The sequence below is a fragment of the Cellulomonas sp. Root485 genome (assembly GCF_001426705.1).
In the GTDB taxonomy this organism is placed as follows: Bacteria; Actinomycetota; Actinomycetes; order Actinomycetales; family Cellulomonadaceae; genus Cellulomonas.
Window position 1 is genome coordinate 1,459,870 of record NZ_LMFC01000001.1, and the last position, 20,799, is coordinate 1,480,668.

The following is a 20,799-nucleotide window of genomic DNA, read 5'->3' on the forward strand; positions in this document are numbered from 1 at the left end:
AGGTGAATCGTCATGTGCCTGCCCAGGGATGACGTGGCATCCGGGTGACTGGGACAACCGGCCTGACATCATGGCGCCGTGACCTCGACCTCCGCCCCTGCGGTGCTGCCGCGGCGCACCGTCGCCGGCTACGCGCTCGGATCCGTCGGGACGGGCGGGTTCGGGACGCTCCCCGGGCTCGTCCTGGCCTACTACCTGACGGACACGCTCGGCGTGGCCGCCGGGCTCGCGAGCCTGGTCGTCACGGTCCCGAAGCTCTGGGACGTGGTGATCGACCCGCTGATCGGTGCGCGGTCGGACGTCTCCGCGGCCCGGCACGGCAGCAGGCGCCGGTTCCTGCTCGCGGGCGCCGTCTCGATCCCGCTCCTGTTCGCCGCACTCTTCGCCACGCCGACCGCGCTGACCGGCTCGGCCGCGGCCGCCTGGGTGGTCGTCGCCTTCGTCGCCGCAGCCACGGCGTTCAGCGTCTTCCAGGTGCCGTACATCGCGTTGCCGGCCGAGATCGCCCCGGACTACGACTCCCGGACCCGGCTGCTCGCCCCCAGGATCGCGGTGCTCGCGGTCGCGATCCTCGCGTTCGGCGCGGGTGGTCCGCTCATCCGTGACGCGGCCGGCGGGGGCCGCACGGGGTACGCCGTGATGGGGCTCGTCGGTGGCGTCGTGATCGGGCTCGGCATGCTCGCCGCCTGGTGGGGGGCGCCGCGCCGCGCGGGCATCGCGGTCCCGGCCGCGACGCCGGTCGCACCTCGCCCCGAGCGGCGTGGTGACGCCCTGCGGCTCGGCCTCGCGACCCTGCGCGAGCTCCCCGCGTTCCGCCGCCTGCTGTCGACCTTCGTGCTCCAGGCGCTGGCCACGGGAGCGATGCTGGCCGGCGCCCAGTACGTCGCCACGTACTCGCTCGGCTCCGAGGGGGCGGTGACGTTCCTCTTCGCAGCGCTCGTCGCTCCGGCGCTGCTGGTGATGCCGCTGGCGACCCGGCTCAGCCGCCGGATCGGCAAGCGCGCCGCCCTCACCGGTGCCACGACGCTCTTCGCGCTCGCCGCGCTCTCGCTGCTGCCCATGCGGTGGGTGCCTGGCGAGTGGGTGTACGTGTCGGTGGCCCTGGCGGGCACCGCGTACGCGGGGATGCAGCTGTACCCGTTGGCGATGCTGCCCGACGTGGCCGCGGTCGACGCACGGGACCACGGGGTCGACCGTGCCGGGGTCCTCGGCGGCGTGTGGACGGCGGGGGAGACCGCGGGCCTCGCGCTCGGTCCCACGCTCGTGCTCGGCATGCTCGCCGTCACCGGGTTCGTGTCCCGCACCGCCGACACCGTGGTCACCCAGCCGGCGTCGGCGCTGACCGGCATCGTGGTCGCCTTCTCCGTGCTGCCCGCGGCGCTCGCGTTCCTGAGCCTGCTGCCGCTGGCGCGCTACCCGCTGTCGGAGGCCGTCGTCGACGCGCCCGTCGTCCCCTCGAAGGAGACCCGCCCATGAGCACCGGACGCTCGACCGACGACGTCCTGGCCGACCTCGCGACGCTGCGCGCCGCGGACCCGCCGACCCACGGCGGGCGGGTGCTGTCCTACGTGTACGACCCGGGTCGCCCGGACCTGGACGAGGTCGCCGCGGAGGCCGTCCGGCTGTTCCTGCCCGTCAACGGACTCGACCCGACGACCTTCACGTCGGTCGCCGCGCTCGAGCGACGGCTCGTCGCGTTCGCCCGCGACGTCCTGCACGGCGACGCGGGCACCGTCGGGTCCGTCACGTCCGGCGGCACCGAGTCGTGCATGCTCGCGGTCAAGTCCGCGCGAGACCTGTGGCGTGCGGCGGACCCGGGGCGCGTGCACGCCCGGCCGACCCTCGTCCTGCCCACCACCGCGCACCCGGCGTTCCACAAGGCGGCGCACTACCTCGACCTCGACGTCGTCCCGGTTCCCGTCGACCCGGCGACGGGCACACCGTCGGCCGCCGACATGCTGGCCGTGGTCGACGAGCGGACGGCCCTCGTCGTCGTCAGTGCTCCGAGCTACCCGTTCGGCGCGATCGACCCGGTCGCCGAGGTGGCCGCCGGTGCGGCGGCGCGCGGTGTCGCCTGCCACGTGGACGCGTGCGTCGGCGGCTGGGTGCTGCCGTGGTGGGGCGACGTCGACCAGCCGTGGGACCTGGCCGTCCCCGGGGTGACGTCGATCTCTGCGGACCTGCACAAGTTCGGCTACGCACCCAAGGGCGCCTCGGTGGTGCTCTACCGGGCGCGCGAGCGGCACCACGCCCAGTACTTCGCCACGACCGCCTGGCCCGGGTATCCCGTCGTCAACCCGACCATGCTCGGCTCGCGCGGCGCCGGCTCGATGGCCGCCGCATGGGCGGTCCTGCAGGTGCTCGGGACGGACGGGCTCGCCGAGCTCGTCGGGGCCACGCGCCGGGCGACCGATCGTCTCGTCGAGGCGGCCGGTGCGGTCCGGGGGCTACGGGTCGTCGGGGCGCCCACCGGCCCGCTGGTCGCGCTCGCGGCGGACGACTCCCTGCCCGTCGCCGACCAGGTCGACCCGTTCCTGCTCATCGACGAGGTCCGGCGTCGTGGCTGGCTGCTCCAGGCGCAGCCCGCGATGGTCCAGCCGGACGGCTCGGTCCTGTCGCGCACCGCGCACCTCACCGTCACGGCGGTGACGCATCGGATCGTCGAGCAGCTGGTCGAGTCGCTGGTCGCCGCGGCCGACGCCGTGCGTGGTCTGCCCGCTGCGGTCCCGGACCCGTCGCTCGCCGGACGGGTGCTCACCGAGGGGCTGCCCGACGAGCTCGCCGGGGTCATGGCCACGCTCGAGGCACTGCCGGGGGAGGTCGTGCACCCGCTGCTGATCGCGGTGCTCGCGGCGGCGATCGACCCGGCGCAGGAGACGTGAGACGGCGCGGGAGGCACCCCCGCGAGCACGCTAGAGTGCCAGGCGAGACATTCCTTTAAGACCCGTCCCGTGAGGCGGGGAAGGAGCTTGCTTCATGAGCACTGGCACGCCCGCGCCCGCACCCGACAGCGTCGACGACGACGCCAACGTGGTCCTCGGCGCCCCGGAGATCCACCGGGCCCTCACGCGCATCGCGCACGAGATCCTCGAACGCAACAAGGGCGGCTCCGACGTCGTCCTGCTCGGCATCCCCACCCGCGGCCTGCCACTCGCCCGCCGGCTGGCGGAGCGCCTGATCGCGGTCGAGCCCGGGCTCGACCCGGCCCTGCTGGTGGGCAGCCTGGACGTGACGATGTACCGCGACGACCTCGCGCACCACCCCACCCGGACGATCGGGGCAACCGACATCCCCGGTGGCGGTCTGGACGGCAAGGTCGTGGTGCTCGTCGACGACGTCCTCTACTCCGGCCGCACCATCCGCGCCGCCCTCGACGCGATCAGCGACCTCGGCCGCCCGCGCGCGGTGCAGCTGGCGGCGCTCGTCGACCGCGGCCACCGCGAGCTCCCGATCCGCGCCGACTACGTCGGCAAGAACCTGCCGACCTCGACGAGCGAGCGGGTCCGCGTGCTGCTCGAGGAGAGCGACGGGCGGGACGCGGTCCTCATCGAAGGGGGCACCCGATGAAGCACCTCCTGTCCACCGCCGACCTCGACGTCGCCGACGCCGTCCGCATCCTCGACACCGCGGGCTCGATGGCCGCCACGCAGGCCCGCGAGATCAAGAAGCTGCCCACGCTGCGCGGCCGCACGGTGGTCAACCTCTTCTTCGAGGACTCCACGCGCACACGCATCTCGTTCGAGACGGCCGCCAAGCGCCTGTCCGCGGACGTCATCAACTTCTCCGCCAAGGGCTCCAGCGTGTCCAAGGGCGAGTCGCTCAAGGACACCGCGCTGACCCTCCAGGCGATGGGCGCGGACGCCGTCGTCATCCGGCACCACGCGTCGGGGGCGCCGCACACGCTCGCGACGTCGGGCTGGACGCACGGTGCGGTCATCAACGCCGGCGACGGGATGCACCAGCACCCGACGCAGGCGCTGCTCGACGCGTACACGCTGCGGCGGCACCTGGCCGGTCCGGGGGACGTCACCGGACGTGACCTGGCCGGGCTGCGGATCGCGATCGTGGGGGACGTCCTGCACAGCCGGGTGGCGCGGTCCAACGTGCACCTGCTCCACACGCTCGGTGCCGAGGTCGTGCTGGTCGCCCCGCCCACGCTGCTGCCCGTCGGGGTCGGGGCATGGCCCGCACGGGTCTCGTACCACCTGGACGAGGTCCTGGCCGACGAGAAGCCGGACGCCATCATGATGCTGCGGGTCCAGCGCGAGCGGATGTCGAGCGCCGGTGGCGGGTTCTTCCCCAGCCCGCTGGAGTACACCCGGAGGTACGGGCTGGACGCCCGGCGGCTGGCGCTGCTGCCCGAGCACGCGATCGTGCTGCACCCCGGGCCGATGAACCGCGGCCTGGAGATCTCGGCGGACGCCGCGGACTCCGCCCGCGCGGTCATCGTCGAGCAGGTGGCCAACGGCGTGGCGGTCCGCATGGCCGTCCTGTACCTGCTGCTCGCGGGCGGCGACGCGCCTGCTCGAGCGGCCGCACCCAGCATGACGGACGAGACGAAGGTGGACGCGTGACCAGGAACTACCTCCTGCGGGACGTCAGCCCGCTCGGCGAGGGCACGACCGACGTGCTCCTGGCCGGCGGCGTGATCGCAGCGATCGGAGCCGACGCGGAGCCGCAGGCCGGTCCCGACCCGGTGATCATCAACGGGAGCGGCCTGATCCTGCTGCCGGGGCTCGTCGACCTGCACACGCACCTGCGCGAGCCGGGTCGGGAGGACGCCGAGACGGTCCGCTCCGGCACGCGCGCCGCGGCGATGGGCGGCTTCACCGCGGTGCACGCGATGGCCAACACGACGCCCACCCAGGACACCGCGGGCGTCGTCGAGCAGGTCTGGCGGCTCGGTCGCGACGCGGGCTGGGTCGACGTCCGGCCCGTCGGCGCGGTCACGGTCGGCCTCGAGGGCGAGCGGCTGGCGGAGCTCGGCGCGATGGCCGAGTCCGCCGCGCAGGTGCGGGTGTTCTCCGACGACGGCAAGTGCGTCCACGACCCGGTGGTCATGCGCCGCGCGCTGGAGTACGTCAAGGCGTTCGACGGCGTCATCGCGCAGCACGCCCAGGAGCCGCGGCTCACCGAGGGCGCCCAGATGCACGAGGGCGTCGTCTCCGCCGAGCTCGGGCTGGCCGGCTGGCCCGCTGTCGCGGAGGAGGCGATCATCGCCCGCGACGTGCTGCTCGCCGAGCACGTCGGTTCGCGCCTGCACGTCTGCCACCTGTCCACGGCGGGCTCGGTCGAGATCATCCGCTGGGCGAAGTCCCGGGGCATCGACGTCACCGCCGAGGTCACCCCGCACCACCTGATCCTCACCGACGAGCTCGCCCGCGGCTACGACCCGGTGTTCAAGGTCAACCCGCCGCTGCGCACCCAGCGCGACGTCGAGGCGGTCCGCGAAGGTCTGGCCGACGGCACGATCGACGTCGTCGCCACCGATCACGCGCCGCACACGCGCGAGGACAAGGACTGCGAGTGGGGCGCCGCGGCCTTCGGCATGACCGGGCTCGAGACCGCGCTCTCGGTGGTGCAGGAGACGATGGTCGACACCGGCCGGATGACCTGGGCGGACGTCGCGCGGGTGCTCTCGACCACGCCTGCCCGGATCGGTCGCGTCGCCGACCACGGCCGCCCGATCGCCGTCGGCGAGCCCGCCAACCTCACGCTGGTGGACCCGGGCATCCGCCGGGTGGTCGTGCCCGAGGAGCAGGCCACGCACAGCGTGAACTCACCCTTCCGCGGCCGTGAGCTGTCGGGCTGCGTCATCGCCACCTGGCTGCGCGGCCGCGCGACCGTCATGGACGGGTCGGCGTGCGACGAGAGCGTGGTGGTCAGCTCGTGACCCGCCAGGCGGTCTCCATCCTCGTCCTGGTCCTCGTGGTGCTCGTCGCGTTCTGGGGCATGCGTGCCGGCTGGCGGGCACGGACGCGCCGGTCCTCCGCGCTGGTGACCTCCCTGCCGGCCGCACCGGACGAGCTCGGCGCCCCGCGCCTCGCACCCGTCGACGCCACCTACGTGTCGACCACCCGGGCCGGGGACTGGCTCGACCGCGTCACCGCCCAGGGACTCGGGGTCCGCAGCCCCGCGCAGGTCGCCGTGTTCGACGCCGGGGTGCAGATCACCCGCCAGGGCGCCACGGACCTCTTCGTGCCCGCGACGGCGCTGCGAGGTGCGTCCGGAGCACCCGGCATGGCCGGCAAGGTCGTCGGGGGAGAGGGCCTCGTCGTCCTCACCTGGCAGGCCGACCCTGCCGACCCGCGCGGCCTCGACACCGGGCTGCGACCGAAGCATTCCGCCGACCGCGAGCGGCTCATCGCCGCGCTCGAGACCTTGACCCCGGGCCACGCGCCCGCGCAGGAGGAGAACTCATGACCGACGCAATCCTGATCCTGGAGGACGGTCGGACGTTCCGCGGCCGTGCCTACGGGGCAGAAGGCTCCACGCTGGGCGAGATCGTCTTCAACACCGGGATGACCGGCTACCAGGAGACGCTCACGGACCCGTCGTACCACCGGCAGATCGTCGTGATGACCGCCCCGCACATCGGCAACACGGGCGTGAACGACGAGGACGACGAGTCGTCGCAGATCTGGGTGGCGGGCTACGTGGTCCGCGACCCCGCGCGGCGGGCGTCGAACTGGCGCTCGGTGCGCACCCTCGACGACGACCTGGTGGCCCAGGACATCGTCGGGATCAGCGAGATCGACACCCGGGCGCTGACCCGTCACCTGCGCGAGCGCGGCGTGATGCGCGCCGGCATCTTCTCGGGCGCCGGCCTCCTGGACGAGAACGGCGAGCGCCGCCCCGACGACGAGCTCGTCGAGGTGGTCCTGGCGGCGCCCGCGATGATCGGCGCCGACCTGGCCGGCGAGGTGTCCACGGACACCGCCTACGTCGTCGAGCCCGTCGGCGAGCACGTCGCGACCGTCGCGGCCGTCGACCTCGGCATCAAGGCCATGACACCGCAGCGCCTCGCCGAGCGCGGGGTCCGGGTCCACGTCCTGCCGTCGCACGCGACCATCGACGACGTGCTGGCCACCGCGCCGGACGGCGTCTTCTTCTCCAACGGTCCGGGCGACCCGTCGGCGGCGACGCACGAGATCGACCTGCTGCGCGAGGTGCTGGACCGCAAGATCCCGTTCTTCGGCATCTGCTACGGCAACCAGCTGCTCGGCCGCGCGCTGGGTTACGGCACCTACAAGCTGGGCTACGGCCACCGCGGGGTGAACCAGCCGGTGATGGACCGCGCCACGGGCAAGGTCGAGATCACCGCGCACAACCACGGCTTCGCGGTGGACGCACCCCTCGAGGGCGAGTCCGTCGCCCCGCACGACGGTGGACGCTACGGCCGGGTCGTGGTCAGCCACGTCGACCTCAACGACGACGTCGTGGAGGGTCTGCGGGCGCTCGACCTGCCGGCGTTCTCGGTGCAGTACCACCCCGAGGCGGCAGCCGGCCCGCACGATGCCGCGTACTTGTTCGACCGCTTCGTCGATCTCATGGCCTCTCCCGCGAACAACCAGAAGGGTGACGCCTGATGCCCCGGCGCACAGACATCAAGAGCGTCCTGGTCATCGGGTCAGGCCCGATCGTCATCGGCCAGGCCTGCGAGTTCGACTACTCGGGGACGCAGGCCTGCCGCGTGCTCAAGGAGGAGGGCCTGCGGGTCATCCTGGTCAACTCGAACCCGGCCACGATCATGACGGACCCGGAGTTCGCCGACGCCACGTACGTCGAGCCGATCACCACCGAGATCCTCACGACGATCATCGCCAAGGAGCGCCCGGACGCGATCCTGCCGACGCTGGGCGGGCAGACGGCGCTGAACGCGGCGATCGCCCTCGACGAGGCCGGGGTCCTGGAGAAGTACGACGTCGAGCTCATCGGCGCCAACATCGCGTCCATCCAGAAGGGCGAGGACCGCGAGCAGTTCAAGGAGGTCGTGGAGGTCTGCGGCGCCGAGAGTGCTCGCTCGGTCATCGTGCACAGCATCGAGGACGCCCTCGCGGCGGTCGACGAGCTGGGCTACCCGATGGTCGTGCGGCCGTCGTTCACCATGGGCGGTCTCGGGTCGGGCATCGCCTACGACGAGCAGGACCTGCGCCGCATCGCCGGCCAGGGCCTGCACTACTCGCCGACCACCGAGGTGCTCCTGGAGGAGTCGATCCTCGGCTGGAAGGAGTACGAGCTCGAGCTCATGCGCGACAAGCACGACAACGTCGTGGTCGTCTGCTCGATCGAGAACGTCGACCCGGTCGGTGTGCACACGGGCGACTCGGTGACGGTCGCCCCGGCGCTGACCCTGACCGACCGCGAGTACCAGCGGCTGCGCGACATCGGCATCGCGGTCATCCGCGAGGTCGGCGTCGACACGGGCGGCTGCAACATCCAGTTCGCGATCGAGCCGTCCACGGGCCGCATCGTCGTCATCGAGATGAACCCCCGGGTCTCCCGCTCGTCGGCCCTGGCATCCAAGGCGACCGGCTTCCCGATCGCCAAGATCGCCGCCAAGCTCGCGGTCGGCTACACGCTCGACGAGATCCCGAACGACATCACCGGCGGCTCGACGCCCGCGTCGTTCGAGCCGACGCTCGACTACGTCGTCGTGAAGGTCCCGCGGTTCGCGTTCGAGAAGTTCCCGGCGGCCGACGACACGCTGACGACCACGATGAAGTCGGTCGGTGAGGCGATGGCCCTGGGCCGTAACTTCACCGAGGCGCTCGGCAAGGCCATGCGCTCGATCGACAAGAAGGACTCGGTCTTCCACTGGGCCGGCGACGCCCTGGCGGGCGAAGCGCTCGACGCGCTCGTCGCGACGATCTCGCGGCCGACCGAGCACCGCCTGGTCGACGTGCAGCAGGTGCTGCGGGCCGGGGTGTCGCTGGAGAAGGTCTACGAGCTCACGGGCATCGACCCCTGGTTCCTGGACCAGATCCAGCTCATCAACGAGGTGGCGGAGGAGACCCGCACCGCGGGCGCGCTGACCCGCGAGGTGCTGCTGCACGCGAAGCGGCACGGTCTGTCGGACGCGCAGATCGCGACGCTGCGCCGCACGTCGGAAGACGCGGTCCGCCGCGGCCGGCACGCCGTCGGGCTGCGGCCGGTGTTCAAGACCGTCGACACCTGCGCGGCCGAGTTCGCCGCCAGCACGCCGTACCACTACTCGTCCTACGACGAGGAGACGGAGGTCGCCCCGCGCACGCGGCCCGCGATCCTCATCCTCGGCTCCGGCCCCAACCGGATCGGCCAGGGCATCGAGTTCGACTACTCGTGCGTGCACGCCGCCCTGGCGCTCAAGGGCGAGTACGAGACCGTGATGATCAACTGCAACCCGGAGACGGTCTCGACCGACTACGACACGTCCGACCGCCTCTACTTCGAGCCGCTGACGTTCGAGGACGTGCTCGAGGTGTACCACGCGGAGCTCGCGGCGGGGCCGGTCGAGGGTCTCATCGTGACCCTCGGTGGCCAGACGCCGCTCTCGCTCGCGCAGCGCCTGTACGACGCCGGTCTGCCCATCCTCGGGACCTCTCCGGCCGCGATCGACGCCGCCGAGGACCGCGGCGAGTTCGGCAAGGTGCTCGAGGCCGCCGGGCTGCCGGCACCCGCGTTCGGCACCGCCACGACGCAGGCGGGTGCTCGCGACACGGCACGCCGGATCGGCTTCCCGGTCCTGGTCCGCCCGAGCTACGTGCTCGGCGGCCGGGGCATGGAGATCGTCTACAGCGAGCCGCAGCTGGACGAGTACGTCAAGCGAGCGCTCGACAACGCCGCCGACGGGGGACGCGCGGGCACGTTGCCGCCGTTGCTCATCGACCGCTTCCTCGACGACGCCATCGAGATCGACGTCGACGCCCTGTTCGACGGCACCGAGCTGTTCCTCGGCGGGGTCATGGAGCACATCGAGGAGGCCGGCATCCACTCCGGGGACTCGGCGTGCACCCTGCCGCCGGTGACGCTGTCCACGTCCGAGCTCGAGCGGATCCGGCTGTCCACCGAGGCCATCGCACGCGGGGTCGGCGTGCACGGTCTGCTGAACATCCAGTTCGCCCTGGTGTCGGACGTCCTCTACGTCCTGGAGGCCAACCCCCGGGCGTCGCGCACGGTGCCGTTCGTCTCCAAGGCCACGGGCGTCTCCCTGGCCAAGGCCGCGGCGCTCGTCATGGCCGGCCGCTCCATCGCGGACCTGCGCGCCATGGGCATCCTCCCCGTCGACGACGCGAGCGTGCTCGACCTCGACTCGCCCATCGCCGTCAAGGAGGCGGTCCTGCCGTTCAAGCGGTTCCGCACCAAGGAGGGCGTCGTCGTCGACACCGTGCTCGGCCCGGAGATGCGCTCGACCGGCGAGGTCATGGGCTTCGACGTCGACTTCCCGACCGCGTTCGCGAAGTCGCAGGACGCCGCGTTCGGTGGTCTGCCCACGGGCGGCCGCGCGTTCATCTCGGTGGCCGACCGCGACAAGCGCTCGATCGTGTTCCCGGTCAAGCGCCTGGCCGAGCTGGGCTTCGAGATCCTCGCGACCGAGGGCACCGCGGCGGTCCTGCACCGCAGCGGCATCGCCTCCAGCGTGGTCCGCAAGTACTCGGCGGGCCGGGGCGACGCGGGGGAGCCGACGATCGTCGACCTCATCACCGCGGGCGAGGTGGACATCGTGGTGAACACCCCGTCCGGCCAGGGTGCGCGCGCCGACGGGTACGAGATCCGCGCGGCGACCACCGCGGCCGACAAGGCCATGGTCACCACCGTCCAGCAGCTCGGCGCAGCGGTGCAGGCCATCGAGGCGCGGCAGGCCGGACCGTTCCGCGTGACCAGCCTCCAGGAGCACGATGCTGCCGCCCTGGTGCGTCGTGAGGCGCGCGCGGCGGCCCGCGCATGACCGCGCCGTTCGGGGCCCGCCTGGCGGCCGCCATGGACGCGTACGGGCCACTGTGTGTGGGGATCGACCCGCACCCGAGCCTGCTCGAGGCGTGGGGGCTCCCGGACGACGCGTCCGGGCTCCGCTCGTTCGCCCTGACGGTCCTGGAGGCCGTCGGCGGGCGGGTGGCCGCGGTCAAGCCGCAGGCGGCCTTCTTCGAGCGCCACGGCTCCGCGGGGGTCGCCGTGCTGGAGGAGGTGATCGCGGCGGGCCGGGACACCGGGACGCTCGTGATCGTCGACGCCAAGCGCGGCGACATCGGCTCGACGATGGGCGCCTACGCCGACGCGTTCCTGCGCGACGGCTCGCCGCTCGCCGCGGACGGCCTGACCGTGTCCCCGTACCTGGGCTTCGGGTCGCTGGTCCCGGCGGTCGAGCTGGCGCTCTCGTCAGGTCGAGGTCTGTTCGTGCTCTGCCTCACCTCCAACCCGGAGGGCCACGAGGTGCAGCACGCCCGCACCGGCGACGGCGTCACGGTCGCCGCGCTCGTGGCCGCACGGGCCGCGGCCCTCAACGCCGGCGTCGACCCGCTCGGGTCGATCGGTCTGGTCGTGGGCGCTACCGTCGGCGACGCGGCCGAACGCACGGGCGTGGACCTGGCAGCCGTGAACGGCCCCCTGCTCGCGCCCGGGGTGGGCGCCCAGGGCGCTGGTCCCCGCGAGCTGGCGCGGGTGTTCGGCGCGGCACGCCGGCAGGTCCTGGCGTCCTCGTCGCGCGGCGTGCTCGCCGCCGGGCCCGACGTCGCGACCCTGCGAGACGCAGCACGACGCGCCTCCGACGAGGCGGCCGCAGCCCTCTCCTGAGCTCACGGGGGCGGTGTCGCCGCAGGTCCGGGCGCACTGGACGCGCGTCCGCATTGCCGATCAGGGTGGTGCTCGCTAGTTTCGTTCTCACGATCCCGCGCACTTCCACGTGGGTCGCCGGCCCACTGACGAGAAGGTGACGCGCGTGGCACTCCCTCCGCTGACTCCCGAACAACGAGCGGCAGCGCTCGAGAAGGCCAAGGCCGCCCGGCAGGTCCGCGCTGAGGTCAAGAATCGCCTCAAGTACTCGCAGGGCACGCTCTCCGAGGTGATCGCGCAGGGGCAGGCGGACGAGACCGTCGGCAAGCTCAAGGTCCTCGCACTGCTCGAGTCGCTCCCCGGCGTCGGCAAGGTCAAGGCGCGTGCGATCATCTCCGAGATCGGAATCTCCGAGACCCGTCGCGTGCGTGGGCTCGGACCGCACCAGGTGAAGGCTCTCGTCGACCGCTTCGGGTGATCATCTCGACAGGCGGCGGGCCGCGCCGTCCATCTCGAGGAGCACCGCACCACCCATGACGACCACGCCTGCCCGGCTGACCGTTCTCGCCGGACCGACCGCCGTGGGCAAGGGGACGGTGTCCGCCGACGTCCGATCCCGCTACCCCGAGGTCTGGCTCTCCGTCTCGGCCACCACCAGGCCACCCCGGCCCGGTGAGGTCGACGGCGTGCACTACCTGTTCGTGTCGGTGGACGAGTTCGACCGGATGGTCGAGCGCGGCGACCTCCTCGAGTGGGCGGTGGTGCACGGCCGCAACCGCTACGGCACCCCGCGGCGGCCGGTCGAGGAACGTCTCGCGGCCGGCAAGCCGGCCCTGCTCGAGATCGACCTGCAGGGCGCCCGCCAGGTGCGGGAGTCCATGCCGGACGCGCACTTCGTGTTCCTCGCACCCCCGTCGTTCGCCGAGCTGGAGCGGCGGCTCGTCGGACGGGGGACCGAGGACGCGGAGGAGCGCGAGCGCCGGCTGAGCACGGCGCGCGTCGAGCTGGCCGCGGCGGCCGAGTTCGACCAGGTGATCGTCAACGACGACGTGCACCGGGCGACCGACGAGCTGGTCCGCGGGATGGGTATCCCGACCAGGTAGGATGGGCGTAGCCCCACCACCAATCTTCGGGAGACCACCGTGTCCGGAACCGTCGCCGCCCCCACGGGCATCACCGACCCGCCCATCGACCGTCTGCTCGAGCGCGCCGACTCCAAGTACGCGCTCGTCCTGTACTCGGCCAAGCGCGCGCGTCAGATCAACGCCTACTACTCGCAGCTCAACGAGGGCCTGCTCGAGTACGTCGGCCCGCTGGTGGACACGCGTCCGCAGGAGAAGCCGCTCTCGATCGCGATGCGCGAGATCGACGCCGGCCTGCTGACGTCCGAGGCCACCGAGGGCTGACCCTCCCTCCATGCGCATCGTCCTCGGCGTCGCGGGCGGCATCGCCGCCTACAAGGCCGTCCTGCTGCTGCGCCTGCTGCGCGAGCAGGGCCACTCCGTCCGGGTGGTGCCCACCCCGGCGGCGCTCGAGTTCGTCGGGCGAGCCACGTGGGAGGCCCTGTCGGGCCAGCCGGTGACGACCGACGTCTTCGAGGACGTCGACCAGGTGGCGCACGTCGCCGTCGGCAAGCAGGCCGAGCTCGTGATCGTCGCCCCGGCGACGGCCGACCTCCTGGCGCGCGCCGCGACCGGGCAGGCCGGCGACCTGCTCACCGCCACCCTGCTGGTGGCGCGCTGCCCGGTGCTGCTGGCCCCCGCGATGCACACCGAGATGTGGGAGCACCCCGCCACCGTCGCGAACGTGGCGACGCTCCGGGCACGCGGCGTGCACGTGCTGGACCCGGCCGCAGGGCGCCTGACCGGCTCGGACACGGGTCTCGGGCGTCTGCCGGAGCCGGAGGAGATCGCCGCCGCCGCGCTAGCGCTGGTGAGCGACCGGCCGCGCGACCTCGAGGGGACGCACGTCGTCGTCTCCGCCGGCGGCACGCGTGAACCGCTCGACCCGGTCCGGTTCCTCGGCAACCGGTCGTCGGGTCGGCAGGGCGTCGCGCTGGCCCGGACGGCCCAGGCCCGTGGCGCGCGGGTCACCCTCGTCGCGGCGAACATCGACGTCCCGGTGCCGCCGGGGGTCGACGTCGTCCACGCCGAGACCGGCGCCGAGCTGCGGGACGCGGTGCGCGCCGCTGCCAAGGACGCGGACGTCGTCGTGATGGCCGCCGCGGTGGCCGACTTCCGCCCGCTCACGAGCGCGGAGTCCAAGATCAAGAAGCAGCCCGACGGGGCGCCGACGGTGCTCGAGCTCGTCGAGACCGTCGACATCCTCGCCGAGCTCGGCAAGGAGAGACTGCGGGCCGGCCAGGTCGTGGTCGGCTTCGCCGCCGAGACGGGTGACGCCACGGGCACCGTGCTGGAGCACGGACGGGCGAAGGCGCGACGCAAGGGGGCCGACCTCCTCGTCGTGAACGCCGTCGGTGGTGGGCGCGGTTTCGGCACCGACGTGAACGACGTGACGATCCTGGACGGCTCCGGCGCGCTCGTCGGCCAGGCCTCGGGGACCAAGGTCGAGGTGGCCCACGCGGTGTGGGACGCCGTCGTCGCACTCCGTTGAGACTCGGCACAGGCGGGGGCGGGAGCCCATTACGCTGTCCGCCATGACCGAGCCTGACATGCGCCTGTTCACGTCCGAGTCCGTGACCGAGGGGCACCCGGACAAGATCTGTGACCAGATCTCCGACGCCATCCTCGACGCGATCATCGAGCAGGACCCCCAGGCGCGGGTCGCGGTGGAGACGATGGTCACCACCGGCCTCGTGCACGTCGCGGGCGAGGTCACCACCAGCGCGTACGTCGAGATCCCGCAGATCGTGCGCGAGGTGGTCCGGGGGATCGGCTACACCTCGTCGGCGATCGGCTTCGACGGCGACTCGTGCGGCATCTCGGTCTCGATCGGGCAGCAGTCGCCGGACATCGCCGCGGGCGTGGACAAGGCGCTCGAGATCCGTGAGGACTCGGCCGACCTCGATCCCCTCGACGCGCAGGGTGCGGGCGACCAGGGCCTGATGTTCGGCTACGCCTCCGACGACACCCCGACCCTGCTGCCGCTGCCCATCTGGCTCGCGCACCGGCTCGCCGAGCGCCTGACGCTCGTGCGCAAGGAGGGGATCCTCCCGGGGCTGCGTCCCGACGGGAAGACCCAGGTCACCATCGGCTACGACGGCGACCGTGCTGTCACGCTCGACACGGTCGTCCTGTCCACGCAGCACGACCCGGACGTGCAGCTGGAGACGACGCTGCGGCCGGCGATCGCCGAGCTCGTCGTGGCCCCCGTCCTGGAGCAGCTGGACCTGGACGCGACCGACTACCGCCTGCTGGTGAACCCGACGGGGACGTTCGTCGTCGGTGGCCCGCAGGGGGACGCGGGACTGACCGGGCGCAAGATCATCGTCGACACCTACGGCGGGATCGCCCGGCACGGTGGTGGGGCGTTCTCCGGCAAGGACCCGTCGAAGGTGGACCGCTCGGCGGCCTACGCGATGCGCTGGGTGGCGAAGAACGTCGTCGCCGCGGGGCTCGCCCGACGCTGCGAGGTCCAGGTGGCCTACGCGATCGGCAAGGCCAACCCCGTCGGCCTGTACGTCGAGACGTTCGGCACCGAGACCGTGCCGGTGAGCCGCCTGTCGGCCGCCATCCGCGACGTGTTCGACCTGCGTCCGGCCGCGATCGTGCGGGACCTCGACCTGCTGCGCCCGATCTACCGCAAGACGGCCGCCTACGGGCACTTCGGCCGGGAGCTGCCGGAGTTCACCTGGGAGCGCACCGACCGCGTGGCGGACCTCCAGTCCGCGGTGGGCTGACGCTGGGTCGCCTGGCACGTCCGACAGGCGCGTGACGTGAGCTCGGACGGCGAGCAGCTGATGCTCGAGGGTCTGCCCCAGCCGAAGCGGCGAGCCCGGCCGGCCGTCGGCGGGGTTCCGCTGGCGGAGCACCTGCCGGTCGCCCGGGTGTGCGTGGACCTCGTCCCGCAGCACCTCGACCGGGTGTTCGAGTACGTCGTCCCGGCGGCTCTCGCGGACACGGCTGTGCCGGGCACCCGGGTCAAGGTGCGCTTCGGTGCGCAGGACGTGAACGGCTACGTCCTGGAGCGCGTCGCCGAGGCCGACCACGACGGCACGCTGCTTCCCGTCCGGCGTGTCGTCTCCGCGGAGCCGGTGCTCACGCCGCAGGTCGCCCGGCTGGCGCGGGCTGTCGCAGACCGCTGGGCAGGCACCCTCAACGACGTGCTGCGCCTCGCCGTGCCCGCCCGGCACGCGCGGGTCGAGGCCGAGACGCCGACGGAGCCGCAGGACCCGGAGCTGCCGTCGCCGTCCGCCACCGCCTGGGCGCCCTACCGCGGTGGTGCGGCCTTCCTCCAGCACGTCACGTCCGGCGGAGCCCCGCGAGCCGTGTGGTCCGCGCTGCCCGGTGCGGCGGGGGAGCGGTGGCCCGACGCGATCGCGCAGGCGGTCGCAGCCTGCGTGCTGGGCGGCCGGGGTGCCCTCGTCGTGGTGCCCGACGCGCGGGACATCGACCGGGTGCTCGGTGCGCTGGCGGACGTCGGCATCCCGCGCTGGACGCCCGGCACGCGCGGTGGGGCCGTGCGGCTCGCTGCCGACGACGGTCCAGCGGGCCGGTATCGGTCCTTCCTCGCCGCGCTGCGCGGTCAGGCGTCGGTGGTCGTCGGCACCCGTGCGTCGGCGTTCGCCCCGGTGACGAACCTCGGGCTCGCCGTCGTGTGGGACGACGGTGACCCCCTGCACGCCGAGCCGCGAGCGCCGTACCCGCACGTCCGCGAGGTGCTTGCCCTGCGGTCCGAGCTCGAGCAGTGCGCGCTGCTCGTCGCCGCGCACGGGCGCAGCGTCGACGCGCAGTCGCTGGTCGAGTCCGGCTGGGCTCGCGAGGTCGCCGCCGACCGGGCCACCACGCGCGCCCGGGCGCCGCGCGTCCAGGCCCTGACCTCCGTCGAGCTCGCCCGTGAGGGGCCGGCCGCTGCCGCGCGGCTGCCGGCGCCTGCGTGGCGCACCGTGCGGGACCGCCTCGCCGTGGGCCCCGTGCTCGTGCAGGTGCCGAGGGCCGGGTACGTCCCCGCTGTCGCGTGCGGGCGGTGCCGCGCTGCGGCGCGCTGCGGCGAGTGCCACGGTCCGCTCGGTCTGACCACGGCCGACGGCGTCCCCACGTGCGGCTGGTGCGGGCGGCTGGCCACGGACTGGCGATGCACCGAGTGCGGGGCGGGCGCGTTGCGGTCGGTCCGCGTCGGCTCGGAACGGACCGCCGAGGAGCTCGGCCGCGCGTTCCCGGGGGTTCCGATCCGCGTCTCTGGGGCCCGCGCGGCCGGCGGCGTGCTCGCGTCCGTCACGGACGTGCCGGCCGTCGTCGTCGCGACGCCGGGTGCGGAGCCGGTCGCGCCCGGCGGGTACGCCGCCGCCCTGCTGCTGGACGCGGCCGTGAGCACCGCCGGTGCGTCGCTGCGGACGGGGGAGGACGCGCTGCGCCGGTGGCTGACCGCGGCGGCGCTGGTGCGCCCGGCGTCCGAGGGCGGCACGGTCGTGCTCGTCGGCGACGCCGAGGAGCGGGTCACGCAGGCGCTCGTGCGCTGGGACCCGTCCGGGTACGCCTCGCGTGAGCTCGCCGAGCGGGCAGAGCTCGCTCTGCCACCGGCGGTCCGGATGGCCTCGGTCACCGGCCCCCGGGACGCCGTCGACACCCTGCTGTCCCGGCTCGACCTCGCTGACGCCGAGATCCTCGGCCCGGTCCCGGTCGACGCCGGCGACCAGGACGCTCTCGAGCCGGGGGTCCGGGCTCTCGTCCGCGTGCCGCGTGCCGGCGGCGCGGCCCTGGCGCGGGCGCTGTCCGCGTCGCTGGCGGTGCGCAGCGCTCGACGGGAGGGCGGCACGGTGCGCGTCCAGCTGGACCCCGCGGAGCTCGGATGATCGACACGGTCGTGCTGGACCTCGGCAACGTGCTCGTGCGGTGGGACCCAGCCCGGCCCTTCCTCGGGCGGCTCCCGGTCCCGGACACGGAGGCGTTCCTCACCGAGTTCGACTTCATGGCGTTCAACCACCTCCAGGACGCCGGCCGCTCGTGGGCCGACGCGCGAGTCGACCTGGCGGCGAGCGCACCCGAGCACCTGGCGGCGCTCGACGTGTACGTGGAGCACTTCGCCGACACGCTGCCGGGACCGGTCCCGGGGACGTCGGACCTGGTGCGCGAGCTGCGCGCGCTCGGCATCCGCCTGCTGGGGCTCACCAACTGGTCGGCCGAGACGTTCCACCTGGCCGAGCCGGCGGCACCCGCGATCGGGTTGCTCGAGGACGTGCTGGTCTCGGGCGAGGTCGGCGTCGCCAAGCCGGACCCGCGGGTGTTCACGCTGCTGACGGACCGGTTCGGCCTGCGTCCGGAGCGCACCGTGTTCGTCGACGACTCCGCCGCGAACGTCGCCGCGGGCGCGGCAGCCGGGTTCGACGCCGTCCTGTTCACCACGGCGGACGCGCTGCGGGCGTCGCTCGTCGCGCGCGGGGTGGCTCTGCCGCGCACCTAGGATCGACGACATGCGACTGCTCTTCGCCGGAACTCCCGCGGCCGCGGTGCCGTCGCTCGAGGCGCTCCTGGCCTCACGTCACGAGGTGGTCGCCGTCCTGACGCGCCCCGACGCGCGGTCCGGTCGAGGTCGGACCTCCGCACAGAGCGAGATCAAGGCGCGCGCCCTGGAGGCCGGGCTCGAGGTGCTGACCCCGCAGCGCCCGCGGGACGAGGACTTCCAGGCCCGGCTGGCCGAGCTCGCGGTCGACGCGGCGCCGGTCGTCGCCTACGGCGCCCTGATCCCGCCGGCGCTGCTGGACGTCCCTACCCACGGCTGGGTCAACCTGCACTTCTCGGTGCTGCCCGCCTGGCGCGGCGCGGCGCCCGTGCAGCACGCGATCATCGCCGGCGACGAGGTGTCGGGTGCCTCGACGTTCCGGCTGGAGGCGGGCCTCGACACTGGGCCGGTATTCGGGTTCCTCACCGAGACGATCCGTCCGCGAGACACCTCCGGTGACCTGCTCGGCCGGCTGGCGGTGGCGGGTGCCGGGCTGCTGGTGCAGACGCTCGACGCCCTGGAGGACGGGATCCTGAGCCCGGTCGTGCAGTCCACGGACGGCGTGAGCCTCGCGCCCAAGATCGAGGTCGAGGACGCGCGGGTGCGCTGGTCGCACCCGGCGCACGCCGTCGACCGGCTGGTCCGCGGGTGCACCCCCGCGCCGGGGGCCTGGACGACGCTGCCGGACGGCACCCGGCTCGGCCTCGCGCCCGTCGTTCCCGTCGCCGACGTCACCGACCTGGCACCGGGGCAGGTGCTGGCCGGCAAGAAGGAGGTGCTCGTCGGGACCGGCGGGCACGCCGTGCGGCTGACCGAGGTGACCCCGCAGGGCAAGCGGGCGATGGCCGCCGCGGACTGGGCGCGGGGCGCTCGCCTCGCCTCCGACACGGTGCTCGGAGGTGCCGCATGAGCCCGGCCGACGACCGTCGCGACCCGAGCGGCCGCCAGCGGGGGGCCGCGCGGTCGCAGGGCAGGACCCAACGGTCCGCGGCCGCTCCGTCACAGCGTCGACGGGGGAGCGACCCGGCGCGGACCGCCGCCTACGACGTCCTGCGCTCGGTCGACGGGTCCGACGCATACGCGAACCTCGTGCTCCCGCCGCTGCTGCGCGAGCGCCGCATCACCGGACGGGACGCGGCGTTCGCCACCGAGCTCGCGTACGGCACGCTCCGGCTGCGCGGCCGGTACGACGCGATCATCGCCCAGGCGGCGAGCCGCGAGGTCAGCAGCATCGACGCTCCCGCGCTCGACGTCCTGCGGCTGGGTGTCCACCAGCTGCTCGGTATGCGCGTACCTGCGCACGCGGCGGTGTCCGAGACGGTCGGGCTCGCACGCGAGCAGCTGGGCACCGGCCCGTCGCAGTTCGTCAACGCCGTGCTGCGGACGGTCGGGCGGTCCTCGCCGCAGGAGTGGGAGCACACCATCCGTGCGGCCGCCGGCGACGACGAGCTGGCTGCGCTGGCGGTCGTCGAGAGCCATCCGCTGTGGGTCGTGCGTGCGCTGCGCGAGGCGCTCGTCGGCAACGGGCGGTCCGCCGACGAGATCGCTGCTCTCCTCGCGGCCGACAACGCCGCCCCCCGCGTGACGATCGTCGCGCGTCCGGGCCTGGCCGAGACCGACGAGGTCGTGGCGGACGCGGGTGACGACGTCGGGACGGTCGGTGCCCTGGCGCCGACGGCGGTCATCCTGTCCGGCGGCGACCCGGCAGCCCTGCCCAGCGTGCGCGACGGTCGTGCAGGGGTGCAGGACGAGGGCAGCCAGCTCGTCACGCTCGCCCTCACGCAGGCACCCCTCGACGGTCCGGACGACCGGTGGCTCGACCTGTGCGCGGGCCCCGGAGGCAAGGCAGCGCTCCTGGCCGCCGTCGCGGGGGAGCGCGGTGCCCGGATCGTGGCCAACGAGGTGCAGCCGCACCGGACGCGGCTCGTCGAGCAGGCGCTGCGCGCGGTGCCGGCCGATGCTGTCGAGGACGTCCGGACGGGGGACGGCCGGACGTTCGGCACCGACGAACCGGGTGCGTACGACCGCGTGATGGTCGACGCGCCCTGCACCGGGCTGGGTGCGCTGCGCCGACGTCCCGAGGCACGCTGGCGCCGCACGCCGGCCGACCTCGCGAGCCTGAGCGCGCTGCAGCGCGACCTGCTGGTCTCTGCTCTGCAGGCCGTCCGCCCGGGTGGCGTCGTGGCGTACGTGACCTGCTCGCCGCACCTGGTCGAGACGCAGCTGGTCGTCAAGGACGCCGTGCGTGCCGCGCGCCGGCTCGGTGTCGACGTCGAACCGCTGGACACCCCGGCGGTGGTTCGCGGCATCGCCCCCGGTGGTCACGTGGACCTCGACGACACCCGGACCGACGTGCAGCTGTGGCCGCACGTGCACGGTACGGACGCGATGCACCTCACGCTGCTCCGCCGCACCAGCTGACCCCCTTAGGCT

General features: G+C 73.7%; 18 protein-coding genes. All 18 read left to right on the plus strand.

What is annotated here, in order from left to right:
• Positions 1-78: 78 nt before the first annotated feature.
• The 18 genes from ASD16_RS06640 to ASD16_RS06725 all read left to right on the plus strand — a co-directional run bounded on the left by ASD16_RS06640 (position 79) and on the right by ASD16_RS06725 (position 20,787).
• Complete coding sequence (locus ASD16_RS06640; protein ID WP_082570625.1) at positions 79-1,476, plus strand: MFS transporter; 1,398 nt, start codon at positions 79-81, stop codon at positions 1,474-1,476.
• A complete protein-coding gene (locus tag ASD16_RS06645; RefSeq protein WP_055914436.1) occupies positions 1,473-2,882 on the plus strand; it encodes an aminotransferase class V-fold PLP-dependent enzyme in 1,410 nt (469 codons plus the stop codon). The genes ASD16_RS06640 and ASD16_RS06645 overlap by 4 nt, the downstream gene beginning before the upstream one ends.
• Before the next feature lie 94 nt (positions 2,883-2,976).
• Positions 2,977-3,567, plus strand: coding sequence for a bifunctional pyr operon transcriptional regulator/uracil phosphoribosyltransferase PyrR (pyrR, locus tag ASD16_RS06650; RefSeq protein ID WP_055914440.1), 591 nt, complete (start codon positions 2,977-2,979; stop codon positions 3,565-3,567).
• The gene (locus ASD16_RS06655; protein ID WP_055914443.1) at positions 3,564-4,574 is read left to right on the plus strand and encodes an aspartate carbamoyltransferase catalytic subunit; all 1,011 of its coding nucleotides are present in this window, start codon (positions 3,564-3,566) and stop codon (positions 4,572-4,574) included. Before pyrR ends, ASD16_RS06655 begins: the two co-directional genes overlap by 4 nt.
• Positions 4,571-5,893, plus strand: coding sequence for a dihydroorotase (locus ASD16_RS06660; RefSeq protein WP_055914446.1), 1,323 nt, complete (start codon positions 4,571-4,573; stop codon positions 5,891-5,893). Before ASD16_RS06655 ends, ASD16_RS06660 begins: the two co-directional genes overlap by 4 nt.
• The gene (locus ASD16_RS06665) at positions 5,890-6,423 is read left to right on the plus strand and encodes a hypothetical protein (protein ID WP_055914449.1); all 534 of its coding nucleotides are present in this window, start codon (positions 5,890-5,892) and stop codon (positions 6,421-6,423) included. The genes ASD16_RS06660 and ASD16_RS06665 overlap by 4 nt, the downstream gene beginning before the upstream one ends.
• On the plus strand, positions 6,420-7,589 hold the full coding sequence (gene carA / locus ASD16_RS06670) for a glutamine-hydrolyzing carbamoyl-phosphate synthase small subunit (RefSeq protein WP_055914452.1): 1,170 nt from the start codon (positions 6,420-6,422) through the stop codon (positions 7,587-7,589). The genes ASD16_RS06665 and carA overlap by 4 nt, the downstream gene beginning before the upstream one ends.
• Entirely contained in the window at positions 7,589-10,927 is a 3,339-nt protein-coding gene (gene carB / locus ASD16_RS06675) for a carbamoyl-phosphate synthase large subunit (RefSeq protein WP_055914455.1), read from the plus strand. The genes carA and carB overlap by 1 nt, the downstream gene beginning before the upstream one ends.
• Positions 10,924-11,769: an orotidine-5'-phosphate decarboxylase gene (gene pyrF, locus ASD16_RS06680; RefSeq protein WP_055914458.1), complete on the plus strand. Its 846-nt coding sequence runs from the start codon at positions 10,924-10,926 to the stop codon at positions 11,767-11,769. The genes carB and pyrF overlap by 4 nt, the downstream gene beginning before the upstream one ends.
• 145 nt (positions 11,770-11,914) lie before the next feature.
• Positions 11,915-12,226, plus strand: coding sequence for an integration host factor, actinobacterial type (gene mihF, locus ASD16_RS06685; RefSeq protein WP_055915831.1), 312 nt, complete (start codon positions 11,915-11,917; stop codon positions 12,224-12,226).
• Between the two features lie 55 nt (positions 12,227-12,281).
• Entirely contained in the window at positions 12,282-12,851 is a 570-nt protein-coding gene (gmk, locus tag ASD16_RS06690) for a guanylate kinase (protein ID WP_055914461.1), read from the plus strand.
• A 39-nt stretch (positions 12,852-12,890) separates the two neighbouring features.
• The gene (gene rpoZ, locus ASD16_RS06695) at positions 12,891-13,154 is read left to right on the plus strand and encodes a DNA-directed RNA polymerase subunit omega (RefSeq protein ID WP_028046344.1); all 264 of its coding nucleotides are present in this window, start codon (positions 12,891-12,893) and stop codon (positions 13,152-13,154) included.
• 10 nt (positions 13,155-13,164) lie between these two features.
• Positions 13,165-14,361 carry a bifunctional phosphopantothenoylcysteine decarboxylase/phosphopantothenate--cysteine ligase CoaBC gene (gene coaBC / locus ASD16_RS06700; protein ID WP_055914463.1) on the plus strand — a complete coding sequence of 399 codons (1,197 nt, stop codon included), beginning with the start codon at positions 13,165-13,167 and terminating at the stop codon, positions 14,359-14,361.
• A gap of 43 nt (positions 14,362-14,404) precedes the next feature.
• On the plus strand, positions 14,405-15,607 hold the full coding sequence (gene metK, locus ASD16_RS06705) for a methionine adenosyltransferase (protein ID WP_055914467.1): 1,203 nt from the start codon (positions 14,405-14,407) through the stop codon (positions 15,605-15,607).
• 60 nt (positions 15,608-15,667) lie between these two features.
• Positions 15,668-17,719: a primosomal protein N' gene (locus ASD16_RS06710; RefSeq protein WP_055915833.1), complete on the plus strand. Its 2,052-nt coding sequence runs from the start codon at positions 15,668-15,670 to the stop codon at positions 17,717-17,719.
• Positions 17,716-18,327 carry an HAD-IA family hydrolase gene (locus tag ASD16_RS06715; RefSeq protein ID WP_055914469.1) on the plus strand — a complete coding sequence of 204 codons (612 nt, stop codon included), beginning with the start codon at positions 17,716-17,718 and terminating at the stop codon, positions 18,325-18,327. The genes ASD16_RS06710 and ASD16_RS06715 overlap by 4 nt, the downstream gene beginning before the upstream one ends.
• Before the next feature lie 10 nt (positions 18,328-18,337).
• Positions 18,338-19,276: a methionyl-tRNA formyltransferase gene (gene fmt / locus ASD16_RS06720; protein ID WP_055914472.1), complete on the plus strand. Its 939-nt coding sequence runs from the start codon at positions 18,338-18,340 to the stop codon at positions 19,274-19,276.
• A complete protein-coding gene (locus ASD16_RS06725) occupies positions 19,273-20,787 on the plus strand; it encodes an RsmB/NOP family class I SAM-dependent RNA methyltransferase (protein ID WP_055914475.1) in 1,515 nt (504 codons plus the stop codon). The genes fmt and ASD16_RS06725 overlap by 4 nt, the downstream gene beginning before the upstream one ends.
• The last annotated feature ends 12 nt before the right edge of the window (positions 20,788-20,799 follow it).